This is a genomic window from Streptomyces sp. NPDC054794 (assembly GCF_053611585.1).
The window spans coordinates 34,071-51,253 of record NZ_JBSHAQ010000013.1; the positions used below are offsets into that span (position 1 = coordinate 34,071).

Sequence of the window (17,183 nt, forward strand, 5' to 3'; positions counted from 1 at the left end):
CGTCGCGGCGATCCGGCGGAGGCTCCTCGCGGCGGGGGCTTCCTGCTCGGGCCCGCCGTGTGCCGCTCTGGTGGGTCTCGCCTCCGGAGCTCCCCTTCCCGGAGTCCGACTTTTTCCATTTATGAATTCGGAGCAACGACTGTGATACGTAGCATCCGCAGCGGGCGCATGAGCCTCGCCGTCGTCGGGACGACCGGCGCCGCCCTGGCCGCCGTTCCGGTGGTCACGCTGGCTCTCACCGCCGCGGCCGTCAAGCTCCCGTCCGTCAGCGCCAAGGGTGTCTACCTCGCTGACGGCGAGAGTGGCAGTCAGTTGTTCGGGAAGGCCGCGGACATCAAGCGGCCGATGGCGTCCACCACCAAGGTCATGACCGTCGCCGTCGTCCTCGACACTCCCGGTCTGAACCTGAATCGCACGGTCACCGTCAAGCAGGCCTACCGGGACTACGTCGTTGCCCAGCACGGCAGCACCGCCGACCTGCGCACCGGCGACAAGTTGAGCGTGCGTCAGCTGTTCTACGCGGCGCTGTTGCCCTCCGGCAGCGACGCGGCGTACGCCTTGGCTGACACCTTCGGCAGCGGCTCCACAGTCTCGGCGCGCACCAAGTCGTTCATTGCGAAGATGAACCAGAAGGCCGTTTCACTCGGCATGACGAAGAGCAGGTTCGATTCGTTCGACGGCCTGTCCACGGCGGGTAACAACTACACGACGCCGAAGGACTTGACGAAACTGGCCGCGTACACGGTCAAGAACGCCACCTTCCGTACGGTCGTGAAGACCAAGGAGACCACGCAGACGGCGATCGCGAGCAACGGCCGTACCCGCACATACACTTGGTACAACAGCAACAAACTGCTCGGCTCCTACAAGGGCATCATCGGCATCAAGACCGGCACCGCCACCGCTTCGGGTCCCTGCCTGGTGTTCGCCGCGACCCGTGGCGACAGGACGCTGATCGGCACGATCCTGAACGACGCGAAGCGCTACCCCGACGCCGTGAAGCTGCTCGACTACGGCTTCAAGTCGTAGTCCGGGAACGCGATGTGCCCGCGTCCCACTACCGCCGGCGAGCGAGGCTTCGGCAAACCCAGAGTGCAGGGAGCTGTTCACGGGACCTTCGCCAACTTCAGTTCCCCTGGTCACCAGGGGTGGTGTGACTCCTCGCCCAGGTACTCGGGCTGGTGGCGGGCGGTTGTCACGCGTCTTGATCGTCGGGCGCCGGTCAGCGTTGGTCTGTTCGTTCCAAGGTCGGGGGCGGGTCGGGTCCGTAGGCTCGCGGAATGACGGAGATCAGCGAGGTCGCCGCCCGCCGGGCCGAACTCGACCAGGAGGAGAGCCTGGTCAAACGGCTGGAAGAGGTCCGTGCCGAGCGCGAGGAACTCGCGGTGGCGATGCGTGTCTGGGAACGGATGCACGCCCAGCTCGCGGCGGAGAAGCCGCCATCGCAGGCGGTGACGGCCCAGGTGGGCGGCTCATCCCGCACCGGGAGCCCGGCTCGGGCGAAGAGGCCCTGCCGCCGGACTATCAGCGGAGCATGAAGAACGTGCGGGACGCGGGCGGCGCGGTGCGGGTCAAGGACGTCGGCGCCGAGCTGGGCCTCGACGTCGCGGTGAAGGCCCGGCTGGGGAGGCGAGGTCGTCCTGATCGACGGCACTCTCATCCTCACCGACCGCCGCACCGGCGCCGACAACCGGCCCGACTCGTCGTGATCGAGCCGGGCCGGGTCGCGGCTCACGGCAACATCCGGCTCAGGTGAGCCAGCCCCACTGCACCGGCCAGGGGAAGGAAGCCGAAGGCCCCGGCCGGGACACGATGCTTCCAGCCGGGGCCTTGCGACCGGCGGATGCCGCGGACTGTGACCAGTCCTCGCAGGTCCGGTTCCGCATCCTGGGCCACCCGATGCACCTCCCGCCCGGATCGTACGGACGAGCGCCTCGCACACGCCGGGGAATCCGCGAAACCGTGATCACCGATACGGTAGACGATCTTGAGTTTCGACAACCGTCCCAGGATGCCGCCCAGGGCGTCGTCGTCGACATAGAGCCCGGCCGGCGGGACCACGGGGTCCTGCTGTCGGGTCAGGTCGTCACGGCGGCCAAAGACCGCGTAACCCTCACTCAAGGCGCACCGGGTGGCGCGAGCAGCCGCGACTGTGCGATCGCCCGCCGACGCGTCTTGATTCGCCGACGACATGAGACGTCTTACCTGTTGGGCGCAGCGCTCCCCGGTCGGGGATGCGCGGCGAGGTCATCGCCCTGCTCCATACGCCCCGGGGCGCGCAGGGCGACAAGAGCTGCGGTGATTGCTTTCCTGTCGAGGCCGCCGGTCGGCATGGTGGCGCCGTGGGCGTGGCGGACGATGCCTTGGGCGTCGATCAGGATGCTGCCGGATTGCAGCATCGAACCGAACATCTTCCTGCTCAGGCCGATCGTCTCGTGCGGGGTACCGCTGCGGCCGGTGAGAACGGTGAACGGGATCCCGTGCTTCACCTTCCACGCGGCCGCCGTCTCCCGGTCCTCGGGCACCGCCAGCAGCACATGGACACCGGAGGCCACCAACTCCTCGGCGCTCTGGGCGAGTCCGCGGACATGACGGTTGCACACGGGGCAGGACGTCGACCGCAGGAAGTAGAGCAGCACCGCGTGCTTGCCCCGGTAGTCGGAGAGGCGGACGGTCTGCCCCTCGGTGTCCTCCAGCATCATCTGCGGGGCCGGCGATCCGGATGTGAGCATGGCGAAGCTTCCTTTCGCGCTGGGGTTGTGAACAGCAGTCGGTTCGGGTCACACGCGCGTGGTTGCGGAGCCGAGGAGGTCTTCGCTGCCCTCGGCCGCACCCCGCAAGCTGAGCCGGAGCGCGGTCCGGGCCCGGTGCAGTTGGGACTTCATCGCCGGGGTACTCAGACCGAGCGCCTCGGCGACCGTCCGTCCCGGGTGGCCCAGCACGTCGCGCATGATCAGCACGCGGCGCTGGAGGTCCGGCAACGCCCGGATCGCCTGCGCGACGCGCTCGGCCTCCAACCGTGCGAGGACCTCGTCCTCGGCCGACGGCGCGGCGTCGGCACCACGCTCGACGTCGTGGTCGAGCAGCCGTTGGACACGGCGCAGGCACTCGTGCTTGACGATCCGGAACATCCAGGAGGCGAGCGCCGCCGAGGCGCGCAGAGTACCGATCCTGCGATAGAGGACGATCAGCGCTTCCTGCGCGGCGTCCTCGGCGTCCTGCGGAGACGCGCACAGATGCTGGGCGAAGCTCCGCACGTGCGGGTGTACGTCGTGCACCAGGGCGGCGATCGCGTCCGCGTCGCCGCCCTGAGCGGCCTCGATCAGCTGCTCGCTCGCCCAACCGCGGTCAACCACGGCCACCTCCGCACTGGCGCAGCGCATCCATCCCGCTTCTCCCTCCTGATGTCACGGTAATGTCCATAAGAGGGCCGGGGACCGCGAAAGGATTCACCCGGGCCCGGAGGCAACACGCCGGCAATCGCTACAGCGGATCGCAGGCACGGGCGACACCCTCGCGGACATGCTCCGCGTGACCGGGTCCGATGCTCAGCCCCTGTACGTCTCCAGCAACCGCAGCCAGACTTCGCTGACCGTCGGATAGGCCGGTACCGCGTGCCACAGCCGGTCCATCGGGACCTCACCGGCGATCGCGACCGTCGCCGCGTGGATGAGTTCGCCGACACCCGGCCCGACGAACGTGACGCCGAGCAGGATCTCCCGGTCGAGGTCGACGACCATACGGGCCCGGCCCGTATAGCCGTCGGCGTAGAGGCCGGAGCCCGCGACGTTCGCGAGGTCGTAGTCGACGGCGCGCACTCGGTGGCCCGCCGTCTGGGCCTCGGCGAGCGTGAGACCCGCGCTGGCCGCCTCCGGGTCGGTGAAGACGACCTGGGGGACGGCGCCGTGGTCGGCGGTCGCCACGTGGGCGGCCCACCGGTCCGACGCCTGGAGCGGGACTCCCGCGGCACGCGCGGTGATCGCGGCGCCCGCTGTGCGGGCCTGGTACTTGCCCTGGTGGGTGAGGAGCGCGCGGCGGTTGACGTCGCCGATGGCATAGAGCCACTCGCTGCCCTCGATGCGCAGGGTGTCGTCGACGCTCAGCCATGAGCCCGGCTCCAGGCCCACGGACTCCAGGCCGATGTCGTCGGTCCGCGGGGCGCGGCCCGTCGCGAAGAGGATCTCGTCCGCCTCCAGCGTCGAACCGTCGTCGAGGGTGACCGAGACGGTGGCGCCGTTGCGCTCGACGGCAGTCACGGACACGCTGGTGCGCACGTCGGCACCCGCCTCGCGCAGCGCGTCCGTGACCAACTCCCCGGCGAACGGCTCCATGCGGCTCAACAGGCCTTTCTCACGCACCAGGACCGTCACCTGTGACCCGAGCGCCTGCCAGGCCGTGGCCATCTCGGTGCCGACGACGCCACCGCCGACCACCACGAGGCGGGCGGGCACATGGTCGGCGCTGGTGGCCTCGCGACTGGTCCACGGCTTGGCGTCGGCGAGGCCCGGCACGTTCGGCAGGGCCGCACGAGTGCCGGTGCAGACGGCGACGGCGTGCCGGGCGCTGAGCGTGGTGACGGTGCCGTCGGCGGCGGTCACCGTGACCGTCCGCGGTCCGGCGAGCCGGCCGTGGCCGCGGTACAGGTCGGCGCCTATGGACGCGATCCAGGCGGCCTGGCCGTCGTCCTTCCAATGAGAGGCGTAGTTGTCGCGGTGGGCGAGCACGGCGGCGGTGTCGAGGGGGCCCTGGACGGCATGGCACAGGCCGGGGACGCGCCGCGCGTCCGCCCGTGCGATCACCGGGCGCAGCAGTGCCTTGCTGGGCATGCAGGCCCAGTACGAACACTCTCCGCCGGCAAGTTCGCTCTCCACGATCGCCGTGCTCAGTCCGCCGGCCCGTGCCCGGTCAGCGACGTTCTCGCCGACCGGTCCCGCTCCCAGCACCACAACGTCGTAGACAATGGCTTCAGTCATGCGGACGAGTCTGGCCGTACGGGCACACGGACTGGCGGCGGATCTCCTTACGGTTCGTGGACATCGCAGTTCCGGTGGGGGACTTGGGCCGGGCCACATCGGGGGGTGCGTCCACGGAGAACATGACGCACATGACGCCATTGACCACCACGCCACAGCCGATGCCGGCCGCGGCGCCGTGGCAACTCATCGATACCCTGCGCCTTCATGAAGCGCGCTTGGATCTCGCCGTTGCTGCTGGTGCTCTGCGGCTCAGTCGTTGCGACTGGGCTGATCCTCAGGGGAAACCTCGGTGCTGCCGTACCACTCCTTTTCGTGTTCGTGCCGCTCGCGGTCGTGAACTCGCCTCTGCTCTTCCCGAGGTCGATCGGCGCGCTGGAGGCACAAAGCCGTAGTGCCGTCGACGGCCGACCGGTCGTCTTCTGGCGGCCGGGCTGCCCGTACTGCCTGCGGCTGCGCATCCGGTTGGGCCGTAGTGCCCACCGGTTGCATTGGGTCAACATCTGGCGTGACCCTGCCGGAGCGGCAGTGGTGAGGGCCGCCAACGATGGCAATGAGACCGTGCCGACCGTCGTCGTGGCGGGCCGGCCGCACACCAACCCCGATCCTGCATGGGTGCGTGAGCAGCTCTCCTCCGCGTGAGACAGCGCCACACGCCCTTGCTACAACGGCGTCAGGGAGCTGTCTCACGCCACGCCTCACGGCCCGGCCTGGTCTGACGTTGGCCACACGGCCCCGGACGCCCCCGCTGGCCTGCATCTTCGTCCCCTGACTCACCCGTCTGAGGGTGCACGATGGCAAAAAGGTCTATACCGTCTTTTTGTGGACGGCAGGCCTCAAAGGTCGACTGCTGTGGTCGATGGAGGGCCGTTCGACGGGGGACGGTGCCACCAAGCTGCCAGGCCGACGGGAGACAGGCATGAGCCGTGCCAAGCGCATGATCCGCAGCACCGGCCGCAGACCGGCGCCACCGACGCAAGGCGGTGGCCTCCGCCGCTCTTGGGGGAAGGGGGCGGCTGAATTTCAACGGATAGTGCTGCCCCCCGATGAGGCTCGGGCCCGGCCGGCGCCCGAGGCCCGCCCTGAGGATCGGGCGGAGCGAATGGGGCAGGGCGGCGTTCGTGCGTACACGGACCCCACGCCCGGCCCGCGCACGATGCGGCTGCGCATATCCGAAGGTGAACCCTGGTCGGTGATAGTGGCGAGCTTCCTCCTCCTGGCCGGACTCGGTGTGGTCGCGATCGCCACCACGATCGTCGTCTGGATCATGCTGGAGGTCATGGCCCCGAACGCACTGCCGTCGCTGACCACCGTCCTGACCATCGTGTTCGGCATCGTCGCCCTGGAAGTCGTCCTGGGCACATGCCTGGCGGCGCTGTGCACGTTCATCTACAACCTCTCGGCGCAGCACAAAGGCGGTGTCGAAGTCGCCCTGACGACGACCTCACCGATCCGACCCCGGCCGCCGCACAGGAGCTCCTGCAACTGGGCCGGGCCCGTGTCCGCACCCGTCGCCACCTGCGAAAGCACACCCCGCCCTGGGTCTCCGACGCCGTAGGACGCCTGCCCGCAGGCCGCCGTATTCGGCATGGCGGAACCCCCTCCCCGAGGGCTCAGCAGGCGGCCGACGCGCCGGGGCAGACGGCCGACGGCCGCGACACGCCGGGGGAAGTCTCCGACACGGCCTGATCGCCATCCGCCGGCCCCCGCGCCGTCCGTCCGCCCCCTCGGTCGAAGTCGACCACTGGGGTGCGGAGTTGGAGTCCGGCTTGGCCGGGGCCGGTGGGCCGCCGGGGCGGTGCGGACGGGCGGATCTCCACACGGTGGATGCCGAATTGGCCGCAGCCGCACTGCCGGAACCCCTGTTTCAGCAGGACTTGTACCACGTCGCTGTGCCGCGCGCACCAGGTCTGCGACAGCAGAGGCGCATGCCGTCGGATGGATGTACGTTTGGAGGTACTGGCTGCGTGACCGCTGTCGACGGCCGGGCAAGGGGCGCCCGGTCGGTGGTAAACGCAGCGGAAGGGGCTCCGCATGACATCGCGGCAGGCGCCATCCCCTGGCCCGAGGGGGAAGCGGGCAGTCTGGCCCGTTCCACTGCTCACGCTCTCGCTGGCGGCCGCAGGTCTGGGCGGTGCTTATACCTCGCATGCTGCGGCCGTATCGGAAGCACCCGCTTCGGCGACCGGGAGCACGACCGCGACCACGACCTGCGTGGACAAGGTCTTCGGTGCAATGACGGGGTCGCAGCGAGTGGGTCAGCTCTTCATGGGTGCCGTCGCCGCCTCGAATCCGGACCAGACGCGGATCCAGGTTCTGCGCCAGTACCATGTCGGGTCGGTCTTCCTGGCCGGACGGAGCAAGTCCGGTACGAAGGCGACCAGGACCCTCGTCAACAGCCTTCAGGCGAAAGCCGACACCGTGTCGGGGCACCGCGCAGGCCTGTTGGTCTCCACCGACCAGGAGGGCGGCCAGGTGCAGGTGCTGTCCGGTCCTGGGTTCTCGACCATGCCGAGCGCGCTGGTGCAGGGAACCTGGTCGACCACGAAGCTTCGTACCCAGGCCGCCGCGTGGGCGAATCAACTCAAGGCGGCCGGTGTCAATTTGAACCTCGCGCCCGTCGCGGATGTCGTCCCGGCCAGCTTGGGCAGGAACAACGCTCCGATCGGTCGGTACGACCGCGAGTTCGGCCACACAGCCGCGACGGTGACGCCCCACAGCAACGCGTTCGCTGCCGGCTTCGCCCAGTCCAACGTCCTGGCCACGCTCAAGCACTTTCCTGGACTCGGCTATGTCCGCGGCAACACCGACACCACGGCGAACGTGGTGGACTCCGTGACGACGAGCAAGAGCTCGAGCATCACCCCGTTCAGCTCGGGGATCAAGGCGGGCGCACCCTTCGTCATGATCTCGCTGGCCACGTACAGCAAGATCGACCCGAAGCATCGGGCCGTGTTCTCCTCCACGGTGATCCAGGGAGTGCTCCGCAAGACACTCGGCTTCAAGGGCGTGGTGATCTCGGACGACCTCGGGAACGCGGTGGCGGTGAAGGCCGTGTCCCCGGCGAGCCGCGCCGTGAACTTCCTCTCCGCAGGCGGAGACTTGGTCCTGACCGTCGAGCCGAACCTGGTCCCGGCCATGGCCAAGGCCGTGCAGACCCGGATGGCGCAGAACGCGACCTTCCGCGCGCAGGTGAACCAGAGTGTGCACCGCATCCTGGCCGCCAAGCAGAAGGTCGGTTTGCTGTACTGCGGCTGACCTCGCCGCCTGCGGAATGCTGCAACGGGCCGCAGGACATGACGGGAACCCCACCTCGCCCTGCGGTCGGATCGGCCCCCCAACAGCAGGAAGCGCCACTGAGGGCCGAGCTTGCTGAATCGGCAAACGGCGTCGCCTCCTCGGCAGAGTCCTGCGCATGATCGGCGGTGAGCCGGCGGACCGGTGGAACGGACCCCGTCCTGGCGCACGGCAGACCCGCGGTCCTGGAGGAGGGGCACATGTCACAGAGCGTCGGCGAGATCACCCACCGGTTGGTCTCCTCGCCGGGCGGCCGGATTCACCTCGCGGAGCTGGGAACCGGGCCGCTGGTGCTGCTCGTTCACGGCTTCCCCGAATCCTGGTACTCCTGGCGCCACCAACTGCCCGTGCTCGCCGCGGCGGGATACCGTGCGGTCGCCGTCGATGTCCGGGGGTACGGCCGCTCTTCCAAGCCGGTCGCGACAGATGCGTACCGGATGCTGAACTTGGTGGAGGACAACGTCTCGGTGGTGCACGGCCTGGGCGAAGAGTCGGCGGTGGTGATCGGCCACGACTGGGGCGCGCCCATCGCCGCGACCTCCACTCTGCTCAGGCCCGATGTCTTCCGCGCGGTGGGGCTGTTGAGTGTTCCCTACACCCCGCGGGGCGGGCCCCGGCCCAGCGATGTCTTCGCTCGGATGGGTGAGGACGAGGAGTTCTACGTCTCGTACTTCCAGGAGACGGGCCGCGCAGAGGCCGAGATCGAACCCGATGTACGCGGCTGGCTCGCCGGCTTCTTCGCGGCCCTGTCCGCCGACACCATGTCCGCAACCGGCGCTCCCGCTCCGCAATTCGTCAGCAGGCAAGGGACGTTGCGTGACCGGTTCCCCGCCGGTCGGCTGCCCGCCTGGCTGAGCGAGCGGGATCTCGACGTCTACGCCGGGGAGTTCGAACGCACCGGCCTTACCGGAGCCCTCAACCGCTATCGGAACATGGACCGTGACTGGGAGGACCTCGCCGCCTTCGACGGCGCCCCCATCACCCAGCCGTCCCTGTTCATCGGCGGCAGCCTGGACGTCTCTACGACCTGGCTGGCCGACGCGATCAAGGCGTACCCGGTCACGCTGCCGGGACTGGTCTCCTCCCACATCCTCGACGGCTGCGGCCACTGGATCCAGCAGGAACGCCCCGCCGAGGTCAACCGAATCCTGACCGAGTGGCTCGCCGCCCTGCCCGTCTGACGCGTGCGCCTGCACCTCCCATGGCTGCCAGGCGTTGGTGCGGAGCCGGCAATGCGGCTTCATGCAGGCTGGTCGGTTCTTGGGCGGGATCTCCACTCGCGGCGCAGGACGAAGGCCCGCAGGACCGCGACCGCGAGAAACACGAAACCGAAGGCGGCTCTTTGCCACTCTCCGGCAACGGCGAACCCGTAAAAGGCGAGGCCGGTGAAGAAGAGGCAGACGGAGATGAGCAGAGGTTCGCGGATATAGAACGGCAGGACACGAAGAATCAGGTTGATCAACATCGGGCAAGTCGATCAGGCGCGTGACCCTCGACGCAGTGGTGGAAGCCACAGTTCCGGAGGTGAAAGCGTCGGGCTGAGAGTTGGGGCTGCCCGATGTCGCAGACTCCGGCTCCACCGATACGGGCGGCCTCATCTGCGTCGGCGGGCGCCGACGATGGAGTCGGCGCCTCCCACACCTGGGACCACAGCCATTCCGCCCTTCGTCACGCCTGGTCGGCGGTGAGTCGGCCGACGGCTCGGATGACCTGCCGGCGCGTGGCCAGACGGCGGGCGAGGACTGCCATCACCCGGTTCATGCGTCCCGCGATGACGCTGGGTGGCGGATTCCGGCGGTCGAGGGCGGCCAGGGCGGTGCGGACGACATCGGCGGGGGAGGCGAGTTTGGTCCCGCCGGCGGCCCGGTCGGTGCCCACGACGTCGAAGAACTCAGTACGGGTGGCGCCGGGGGAGAGGGCCAGCACCCGCAGGCCGGTGCCGAGGGACTCCTCCCACAGCGCCTCGGTGAGGCTAAGCACGAACGCCTTGGTCGCCCCGTAGATCGCCATCCGGGGGTTGGGCTGGTAGGCGGCCATGCTCGCCACGTTGACCAGCACCCCGCGGCCGGCCGTCCGCAGCTGTTCGATGAAGGCGCGGCTGATGTCGGCCACGGCGGTCACGTCGACGGCGATCTCGCGGCGCAGCCGCTCCGGATCCGCTTGGTGGAAGGCACCGAAGGAGGCGAACCCGGCGTTGTTGATCACGCTGGTGACGTGCAGGCCGAGTGGTTCCAGCTGCTCGATCAGCGCCTGCCCAGGGTTTCCGGTGGCCAGGTCGAGCGCCAGCACGTGCACCTCGATCCCGTGGTGCCCGCGCAGCTCGGCGGCCAGCTTCTCCAGGCGGTCCTTGCGGCGGGCTACCAGCACCAGGTCGGAGCCGCGGGCGGCGAGCTGGCGGGCGAACTCGACGCCGAGACCCGCGCTGGCGCCGGTGATCAGGGTGGTCTGGCCGTGGTAGTCGACGGCTGTCATGGCTCTCTCCTCAGTACAGTCACTGCCTACCTGGCAGTTAATGCCAAATAGGCGGCTGCTGACCAGGGGGAGGGTCTTGGGTCCGCCGGTAGGCAGGCGGTAGTGGGAAAGCGCTCAGTGGTGGGCCACACTGTGGTGGTGGACAAGGAAGTCAGGGACTACATCGACGCCATTCCCGCCGAGCACCGCCCGCTGTTCGACCGGCTGCACCGGCTGATCTTGGAGGCCCAGCCCCAAGCGGCTGTGATCATCTCCTACAAGATGCCGACCTATCAGGTCGGTAAACGCAGGCTCCACGTCGGCGCGTGGCAACACGGGGTGTCGCTCTACGGGCAAAATGGTCGCGACGCCGGTTTTGCTTCCCGCCACCCCGCGCTCATCTCGGGCAAGTCGACCATCCGGCTACGGCCGGAGGACGCCGCTTCCATCCCGGACGATGAATTCCGCGACCTGGCGCGAGCCGCCTTGGAAGCCTGAACGACGCGTGGCTTCAGTGCTCCGATTGCCGCCGAAGCGGCGCATACGACAGGGGGCCGACTTCCGTCATGGATGGAATCGCGCACGTGTGGACAGGAGGCTGAGGTGGCCGGTACGGCGCTGACCGGGACGACGGTTGCCCAGGTGATGGCCGAGCTGGCCGAGCTTGAGGACCCGAAGACACGCCAGGTGAACGAGAAACACGGCGACGATCATGGTGTGAACCTCAGCAAGCTGCGTGCGCTCGCGAAGCGGCTGAAGACGCAGCAGGAACTCGCGTGTCGGCTCTGGGAGACGGACGACACCGCGGCGAGGCTGCTGGCGATCCTGATCTGCCGCCCGAAGGCGTTCGAGCGTCACGAGTTGGACGCCATGCTGCGCGAGTCGCGCAAGCCCAAGGTGCACGACTGGCTCGTGAACTACGTGGTGAAGAAGAACCCGCATTCCGAAGACCTGCGCCTGACGTGGTCCGCCGACCCGGATCCCGTGGTGGCGAGTGCCGGCTGGGCATTGACCACCGAACGCGTGGCGAAGAAACCCGAGGGCCTCGACCTCGCAGGACTGCTCGACGTCATCGAGGCGGAGATGAAAGACGCTCCGGATCGCCTGCAGTGGGCGATGAACCATTGCCTGGCCCAGATCGGGATCGAACACGCCGAGCACCGCACCCGCGCAATCGAGATCGGTGAGCGCCTGGAGGTGCTCAAGGACTACCCGACCTCCCCGGGCTGCACGTCACCGTTCGCGCCCATCTGGATCGCCGAGATGGTGCGCCGCCAGGACGACAAGCCGGTGGCTTGAGCGGCGGCGTCCGGAGGCGGCGTCCGACAGTGCGTGGGGACAGCGATCGGGCCGTTGCACGCGGCTGCTGCTCAGCGGGGCATGCGCTGCTCCAACTCCCGTGCCTTCGCACGCAATCCCGCGCCCCAGGAGTCCCCTGCGGTCGGCGCGGACATTCCTGTGGCGGCGGAAACCTGCACGTCTTGGAGTGGGCCTGTCGGGGTGGCACCCAGTTGTGCCCAGTCCACCCTGATTCCGGCGCGCTCTGCAAGAGCGAGCACGGTGGCGGTGAAGCCTTCGGAGAGCGCGAGGATGATGGTGTGGCTCGTTCTACGATGCTGAGCCAGTAGGGCGTTGACGAAGGTCTCGAAGGCCACGGGGTCGATCTGGCACTCGTCGTTCTCCATGGGCCCGATGCCCGAAGTCAGCTCCAACTCCGCCTCGAAGACGGCCACTTGGCGCTCGAACAAACGGGCAGCCCCATTGGACGGGTTCCACAGGGTCTCGTCGCCCATGTCGAAGTACTGACTCATCGCGGCACCTTTCAGTTGATCACGACAGGTCAGCGTAGCCAGTTGGATCACCACCGTCGCCGGTATTTCGTCCCGCCTACGCGGCCGCCTTCGAGAGCTCCGCGGCGCCGAACGAGACGTCGAAGCGGTTGCACCGGATGCTGACGCTGGAGTACTTGTCCAGGTCGGCGTCCGCGGGCAGGGCGTAGTTCTGGTCGCCCTTGTTGCCCTTGAGCTTGCCGAGACTGACGTACGCGCCGTGGTCGAAGACGCGCCAGCCGCCCACTCCCTCCTTGACGGGCGCGTCGGTCAGCCAGACGCGTAGGTCGGGTCCGTTGCTGGTGTCCAGACCCTCCAGGCGGAGGGTGCGGGAGCCGTCCGCGAGCTCGATGATCTTCACCGTGCCCTTGGTGGTGTGCTCATGGCTGATGAACGTGCCGGTGGCCAAGGTCTTGAGCGCGACGGCTGAGTCCTGGGACGCCCCAGGGACGGACGGAGCCGCCGCTCCGGGCAGCTTGTCGTGAACGGTCTCATCCACCGCGACGGGCGGCGCTCTTGCCGCAGTAGCTCAGGGCCTCCGCGCTGACAGGACCGCAGGACCGGCCGTCGGAGGCCGATGACCTGCGACACCCCGGCCGCCTGCCGGCAGGTGCGCACCGAGCGCGACTCCTGCGCGGCCTCCACCCGCCCGCCCCGTGCGGCGGCCGTCAGCCGGCGCGCCTGCGAGGCCTCGATCACGGCCTGACAACGAGCATGTAATCAACCGATCCGACTCAATGACGACGTGAGCGGAGCATCTAGACTGATGGCCGGGATTGGGGAGTTTTGCGGCCGATGAGGGCCGCTTGACAGCCTTGGGGGGCCGGGGTGAGCAGTTCCCGTAGCCACGCCGCAGGTGCGATGGGGGAGTCATGAAGCCGCTCGAAGCGGGTGATCCCGCCTCTGTCGGGGACGGCAAGTACCGGCTGGTCGGACGGCTCGGCCAGGGCGGCATGGGCGTCGTGTACTTCGGCCGGTCGCGGTCGGGGCGGGCGGTGGCCGTCAAGGTCGTACGGCCCGAGCTGAGCACGGAACCGGGATTCCGGCGCAGGTTCGCCCAAGAGGTGGCCGCGGCGCGCCGCGTCGGCGGCTTCCACACCGCGCCGGTCGTGGACGCCGACCCGGAGGGCGTGCCGGCCTGGCTGGTGACGGCCTACGTACCCGGACCCACGCTGCAGGCCGTGCTCGACCAGGTGGGCCCCCTCCCGATGGACACGCTCACCGTGCTGGCCGCCGGCCTCGCCGAGGCGCTGGCGGCCATACACCAGGCCGGGGTCATCCACCGCGATCTGAAGCCCGCCAACATCATCATCGCGGAGGACGGTCCCCGGGTCATCGACTTCGGCATCGCGCGGGCCCTCGACGGTACGGCCCTCACGCAGACCGGGTTCCAGATCGGCACCCCCGGCTTCCTCGCGCCGGAGCAGCTCACCGGGGGCGCGCTCACTCCCGCGGTGGACATGTTCGCCCTGGGTGTCGTGCTCAGCCAGGCGGCCGGGGGTGCTCCCTTCGGGTACGGGGCGTCGGCGGCCCGGCACTACCGCGTCGTCCACGAACAGCCGGACCTCACGGGCGTCCCCGACCAGCTGCGCGGGCTCGTCGCGGCCTGCCTGGCCAAGGATCCGCGGCACCGCCCCGGTCCGTTGGACTTCCTCAATCTCCTGACGGTCCACCATCCGCCGGACGGCGTCTGGCTGCCCGCCGAGGCCACCGCGCTCGTACGGAGCCAAAATCCGGCGACGTACTTCGCACCGACGGATCGCCCCGCGGCCGCGCCCACCGACCCGCGTATGGCCATGTCCGCCCCGCCGACGGTCACCGAGGGGACGGCCGCGTCCCATCAACCCCGGACCGTCCAGTCGCCGCCGGGCTCCACCTTCGGATCCGCGCACGCACCCGCCGAGGCGCCGGGCTCCACCTTCGGACCCGCGCCGGGATTCGGCCCCGGCCCCGGACAGCCGCCCGGCGGCCCCGTTCCGCCCGGCGGACCCGGACCGGTGGGCGGCACGCCAGCGGTGGGCGACACCGGACCGGCAGGCGACTCCGAGTCCCGGCGCAAGCGCCGCGCGACGGTCGCCGTGGCGGTGCTGGTGGCCGTGGCGGCCGCCGCGGGACTGCTCGTGTGGCAGCCCTGGGCCGGCTCCGGCAAGGGCGGCGCCAGTGCCAGCGGCTCCTCGCCGTCGCCCCGGCACTCGACCCCCGCCGCGTTTCCCGACGCCCCGCTGCTGGTCCGGATGGACACGGATCCCGGATCGTCGACGTGCCACAGCGTGATCGGCCGCCGCGATTCCACCACGGACAACCCGAAACAGCTGATCGACGGCACCTGCGACGTCCTGCCGCAATGGGCCCCCGACCGCGAGTCGTTCGCGTTCACGCGCAACTCGTCGCAGGGATCGGCCGTATGGACGGCGAACGCGGACGGCACCGGTGTCCGCCGGATCGCCGCCATCTCGGGCGGCCGGGTGTCCTGGTCCCCGGACGGCAGGAAACTGGCCGTCCTCGGTCGGCAGGACGGAGTGCAGCAGCTGTTCGTCGTGAATGTCTCCGACCGCTCCGTGCAGCAGCTGACCACCGGCACCGGCAAGGTGGAGGACCCGGCATGGTCCCCCGACGGCAAGCACATCGCCATCTGCCTGCAGAAGACGTCGGGCTGGCAGATCCACCTCGTCGATCCCTCGAACCCGGGCAGCGAACCCTGGCAAGTGACCCACCAGTCCCGGCGGGCACTCGACCCCGTCTGGTCCCCGGACGGCAAGTACTTCGCCTACACCGCCGGTGCGCCCGGCGTGGGGACGGGGGGAGACATCCGCGTCGTCAGGACTGACGGCACGGGCGACAGACCGCTGGTGCAGACCGACGCCCAGGAGATGGACCCGGTCTGGTCGCCGGACGGCAAGTGGGTGGCCTTCGTCCGGGGGCCCTTCGACACACCTGCCATCTGGGCCATCCGCGCGGACGGTACGGGCGAGCGCAAGCTGACCACCGGGAGCGTGCCGGAGGGCCACCCCTCCTGGCGGTGAGGCGTCGGGCCGCCGTCGCGTGGAGCCGCAACGGGGAGGGTCCGCGAGATGATCACAAAGGCCGGCCGGGGCCGAGGCCGGTAGCTCCGCGTGCCCGTCGGCGGCCTCGCCATGGCGGGTCAGATTTTTCTTCGAGCATCCACCGTTGAACGAACTCTTGTGGCTACTGTTGCGACGTACCTAAAATACTTTCGCTGCTTCTCGCATTCAACGAAATTTATTCGGTGAACGATGATCGAGAGTAGGTGCCTCCATGACGGTTGCTGCGGTGTCGACGGTCCACCCGGACGAGGTGCACGAGAGGCTCGGCAGGTATGTGCTGACCGATGGTTTCAAACTTGTGCTCGACCCGCTCGTCAGTCACGGCTCGTGGATCGTCGACGCGCGTACCGGTGAGAGGTTCCTCGACCTCTACTCGTTCTTCGCGTCTGCTCCGTTGGGGCTCAACGCGCCGGGCATCGTGGACGATCCGGAGTTCATGACCCTGCTCGCCCAGGTGGCGGCGAACAAGCCCGCCAACCCCGACATCTACACCACGCACTACGCCGAGTTCGTCGAGACGTTCGCCCGGGTGCTCGGTGATCCGGAACTGCCCAGGCTGTTCTTCGTCGAGGGCGGGGCGCTGGCCGTCGAAAACGCACTGAAGGTGGCGTTCGACTGGAAGAGCCGCCGCAACGAGGCCGCGGGCCGGTCACCCGAACTCGGCACGAAGGTGCTCCACCTTCGGCGGGCGTTCCACGGCCGCAGCGGTTACACCCTCTCGCTGACCAACACCGAGCCCAACAAGACGGCTCGCTTCCCGAAGTTCGACTGGCCGCGCATCGACGTTCCCGCCGTGCGGTTCCCCCTTGAGCGCCACCTCGCCGAGGTCGAGGAGGCCGAGCGGCGGTCCCTCGCACAGGCGCGGCAGGCGTTCGAGGACAACCCGCACGACGTCGCCTGCTTCATCGCCGAGCCGATCCAGGGCGAGGGAGGCGACAACCACATGCGCCCGGAGTTCCTGCAGGCGATGCAGGCGCTCTGCCACGAGTACGACGCGCTGTTCGTGCTCGACGAGGTGCAGACCGGGGTGGGGATCACCGGCACCACCTGGGCCTACCAGCAACTCGGCCTTGCGCCGGATATCGTCGCATTCGCCAAGAAGGTCCAGCTCGGTGGCATCATGGCCGGCCGCCGGGTCGACCAGGTACCCGACAACGTCTTCCGGGTCTCCGGGCGGATCAACTCCACCTGGGGCGGCGGGCTGGTCGACATGGTCCGGGCCCGCCGCATCCTGGAGATCATCGAGAGGGACGACCTGGTGAGCAATGCCGCTGCCGTGGGATCGTGGTTCCTGGCCGAGCTACGTGATCTGGAGGTCCGACACGCACCGGTGGCCTCCAACTCGCGGGGGCGCGGACTGATGAGTGCCCTCGATCTGCCCGACAGCGGCGTCCGCGACGAGGTGGTACGCCGGTTGCGAACCGAGGAACAGGTGATCGCCTTGCCGTGCGGTGAGCGCACGGTCCGCTTCCGCCCCGCCCTGTCCATCACCAAGGACGACCTCGGGATCGCCCTGCGGGCCCTCGACCGGGTCCTGGCCGGTCTGCACTGACCCCGTACCTGCCGAC

General features: G+C 69.2%; 20 protein-coding genes. 12 read left to right on the forward strand and 8 right to left on the reverse strand.

Translation table 11 applies throughout. The annotated features are described in order from the left end of the window. Window positions 1-168: 168 nt before the first annotated feature. The 3 genes from ACWGKT_RS15925 (at window position 169) to ACWGKT_RS15935 (ending at window position 1,756) form a co-directional block, all read left to right on the forward strand. Window positions 169-1,029, forward strand: coding sequence for a D-alanyl-D-alanine carboxypeptidase family protein (locus ACWGKT_RS15925; protein WP_453274067.1), 861 nt, complete (start codon window positions 169-171; stop codon window positions 1,027-1,029). Between the two features lie 251 nt (window positions 1,030-1,280). Then, window positions 1,281-1,538, forward strand: coding sequence for a hypothetical protein (locus ACWGKT_RS15930; RefSeq protein ID WP_356146816.1), 258 nt, complete (start codon window positions 1,281-1,283; stop codon window positions 1,536-1,538). Then, on the forward strand, window positions 1,535-1,756 hold the full coding sequence (locus ACWGKT_RS15935) for a hypothetical protein (RefSeq protein WP_453274068.1): 222 nt from the start codon (window positions 1,535-1,537) through the stop codon (window positions 1,754-1,756). The genes ACWGKT_RS15930 and ACWGKT_RS15935 overlap by 4 nt, the downstream gene beginning before the upstream one ends. Here ACWGKT_RS15935 and ACWGKT_RS15940 read toward each other — a convergent pair. The 4 genes from ACWGKT_RS15940 to ACWGKT_RS15955 form a co-directional block, all read right to left on the reverse strand. Continuing rightward, a complete protein-coding gene (locus ACWGKT_RS15940; RefSeq protein WP_453274069.1) occupies window positions 1,732-2,193 on the reverse strand; it encodes a hypothetical protein in 462 nt (153 codons plus the stop codon). The genes ACWGKT_RS15935 and ACWGKT_RS15940 overlap by 25 nt on opposite strands. Before the next feature lie 8 nt (window positions 2,194-2,201). Then, a complete protein-coding gene (locus tag ACWGKT_RS15945) occupies window positions 2,202-2,732 on the reverse strand; it encodes a peroxiredoxin family protein (RefSeq protein WP_453274070.1) in 531 nt (176 codons plus the stop codon). A 48-nt stretch (window positions 2,733-2,780) separates the two neighbouring features. Continuing rightward, window positions 2,781-3,356: an RNA polymerase sigma factor gene (locus ACWGKT_RS15950; protein ID WP_356146804.1), complete on the reverse strand. Its 576-nt coding sequence runs from the start codon at window positions 3,354-3,356 to the stop codon at window positions 2,781-2,783. Window positions 3,357-3,548: 192 nt separating this feature from the next. Further along, window positions 3,549-4,973 (reverse strand): dihydrolipoyl dehydrogenase family protein, encoded by a 1,425-nt coding sequence (locus ACWGKT_RS15955; RefSeq protein WP_453274071.1) that lies wholly within the window; start codon window positions 4,971-4,973, stop codon window positions 3,549-3,551. A gap of 207 nt (window positions 4,974-5,180) precedes the next feature. Here ACWGKT_RS15955 and ACWGKT_RS15960 point away from each other — a divergent pair, with 207 nt between their 5' ends. From ACWGKT_RS15960 to ACWGKT_RS15975, 4 genes are all read left to right on the forward strand, one after another. Next, window positions 5,181-5,615 (forward strand): glutaredoxin domain-containing protein, encoded by a 435-nt coding sequence (locus tag ACWGKT_RS15960; protein ID WP_453274072.1) that lies wholly within the window; start codon window positions 5,181-5,183, stop codon window positions 5,613-5,615. A gap of 550 nt (window positions 5,616-6,165) precedes the next feature. Further along, window positions 6,166-6,531 carry a DUF3566 domain-containing protein gene (locus tag ACWGKT_RS15965; RefSeq protein WP_453274073.1) on the forward strand — a complete coding sequence of 122 codons (366 nt, stop codon included), beginning with the start codon at window positions 6,166-6,168 and terminating at the stop codon, window positions 6,529-6,531. Window positions 6,532-7,226: 695 nt separating this feature from the next. Continuing rightward, on the forward strand, window positions 7,227-8,231 hold the full coding sequence (locus tag ACWGKT_RS15970; protein ID WP_453274074.1) for a glycoside hydrolase family 3 N-terminal domain-containing protein: 1,005 nt from the start codon (window positions 7,227-7,229) through the stop codon (window positions 8,229-8,231). Between the two features lie 239 nt (window positions 8,232-8,470). After that, window positions 8,471-9,451: an alpha/beta fold hydrolase gene (locus ACWGKT_RS15975; RefSeq protein WP_453274075.1), complete on the forward strand. Its 981-nt coding sequence runs from the start codon at window positions 8,471-8,473 to the stop codon at window positions 9,449-9,451. A gap of 59 nt (window positions 9,452-9,510) precedes the next feature. On the opposite strand, the gene ACWGKT_RS15980 is transcribed toward ACWGKT_RS15975, so the two are convergent. Then, window positions 9,511-9,735, reverse strand: coding sequence for a hypothetical protein (locus ACWGKT_RS15980; RefSeq protein WP_453274076.1), 225 nt, complete (start codon window positions 9,733-9,735; stop codon window positions 9,511-9,513). Window positions 9,736-9,938: 203 nt separating this feature from the next. Further along, on the reverse strand, window positions 9,939-10,742 hold the full coding sequence (locus tag ACWGKT_RS15985; RefSeq protein WP_453274077.1) for an SDR family NAD(P)-dependent oxidoreductase: 804 nt from the start codon (window positions 10,740-10,742) through the stop codon (window positions 9,939-9,941). 138 nt (window positions 10,743-10,880) lie between these two features. On the opposite strand from ACWGKT_RS15985, the gene ACWGKT_RS15990 reads away from it, so the two are divergent. Then, complete coding sequence (locus ACWGKT_RS15990) at window positions 10,881-11,219, forward strand: iron chaperone (RefSeq protein WP_356146781.1); 339 nt, start codon at window positions 10,881-10,883, stop codon at window positions 11,217-11,219. 72 nt (window positions 11,220-11,291) lie between these two features. Continuing rightward, on the forward strand, window positions 11,292-12,020 hold the full coding sequence (locus ACWGKT_RS15995; RefSeq protein ID WP_453274078.1) for a DNA alkylation repair protein: 729 nt from the start codon (window positions 11,292-11,294) through the stop codon (window positions 12,018-12,020). Window positions 12,021-12,091: 71 nt separating this feature from the next. On the opposite strand, the gene ACWGKT_RS16000 is transcribed toward ACWGKT_RS15995, so the two are convergent. Together ACWGKT_RS16000 and ACWGKT_RS16005 are read right to left on the reverse strand one after the other, a co-directional pair. Beyond that, window positions 12,092-12,532, reverse strand: coding sequence for a DUF6086 family protein (locus tag ACWGKT_RS16000; RefSeq protein WP_453274079.1), 441 nt, complete (start codon window positions 12,530-12,532; stop codon window positions 12,092-12,094). Between the two features lie 76 nt (window positions 12,533-12,608). Beyond that, window positions 12,609-13,049, reverse strand: coding sequence for a DM13 domain-containing protein (locus ACWGKT_RS16005; RefSeq protein WP_453274080.1), 441 nt, complete (start codon window positions 13,047-13,049; stop codon window positions 12,609-12,611). Window positions 13,050-13,127: 78 nt separating this feature from the next. Between ACWGKT_RS16005 and ACWGKT_RS16010 the strand changes: the two genes are divergently transcribed. The 3 genes from ACWGKT_RS16010 to lat all read left to right on the forward strand — a co-directional run bounded on the left by ACWGKT_RS16010 (window position 13,128) and on the right by lat (window position 17,167). Next, on the forward strand, window positions 13,128-13,256 hold the full coding sequence (locus ACWGKT_RS16010; RefSeq protein ID WP_453274081.1) for a hypothetical protein: 129 nt from the start codon (window positions 13,128-13,130) through the stop codon (window positions 13,254-13,256). A gap of 166 nt (window positions 13,257-13,422) precedes the next feature. Beyond that, window positions 13,423-15,573, forward strand: a complete 2,151-nt coding sequence (locus ACWGKT_RS16015) for a protein kinase domain-containing protein (protein ID WP_453274082.1) — start codon at window positions 13,423-13,425, stop codon at window positions 15,571-15,573. A 253-nt stretch (window positions 15,574-15,826) separates the two neighbouring features. Then, on the forward strand, window positions 15,827-17,167 hold the full coding sequence (gene lat, locus ACWGKT_RS16020) for an L-lysine 6-transaminase (protein WP_453274083.1): 1,341 nt from the start codon (window positions 15,827-15,829) through the stop codon (window positions 17,165-17,167). Window positions 17,168-17,183: the final 16 nt, after the last annotated feature.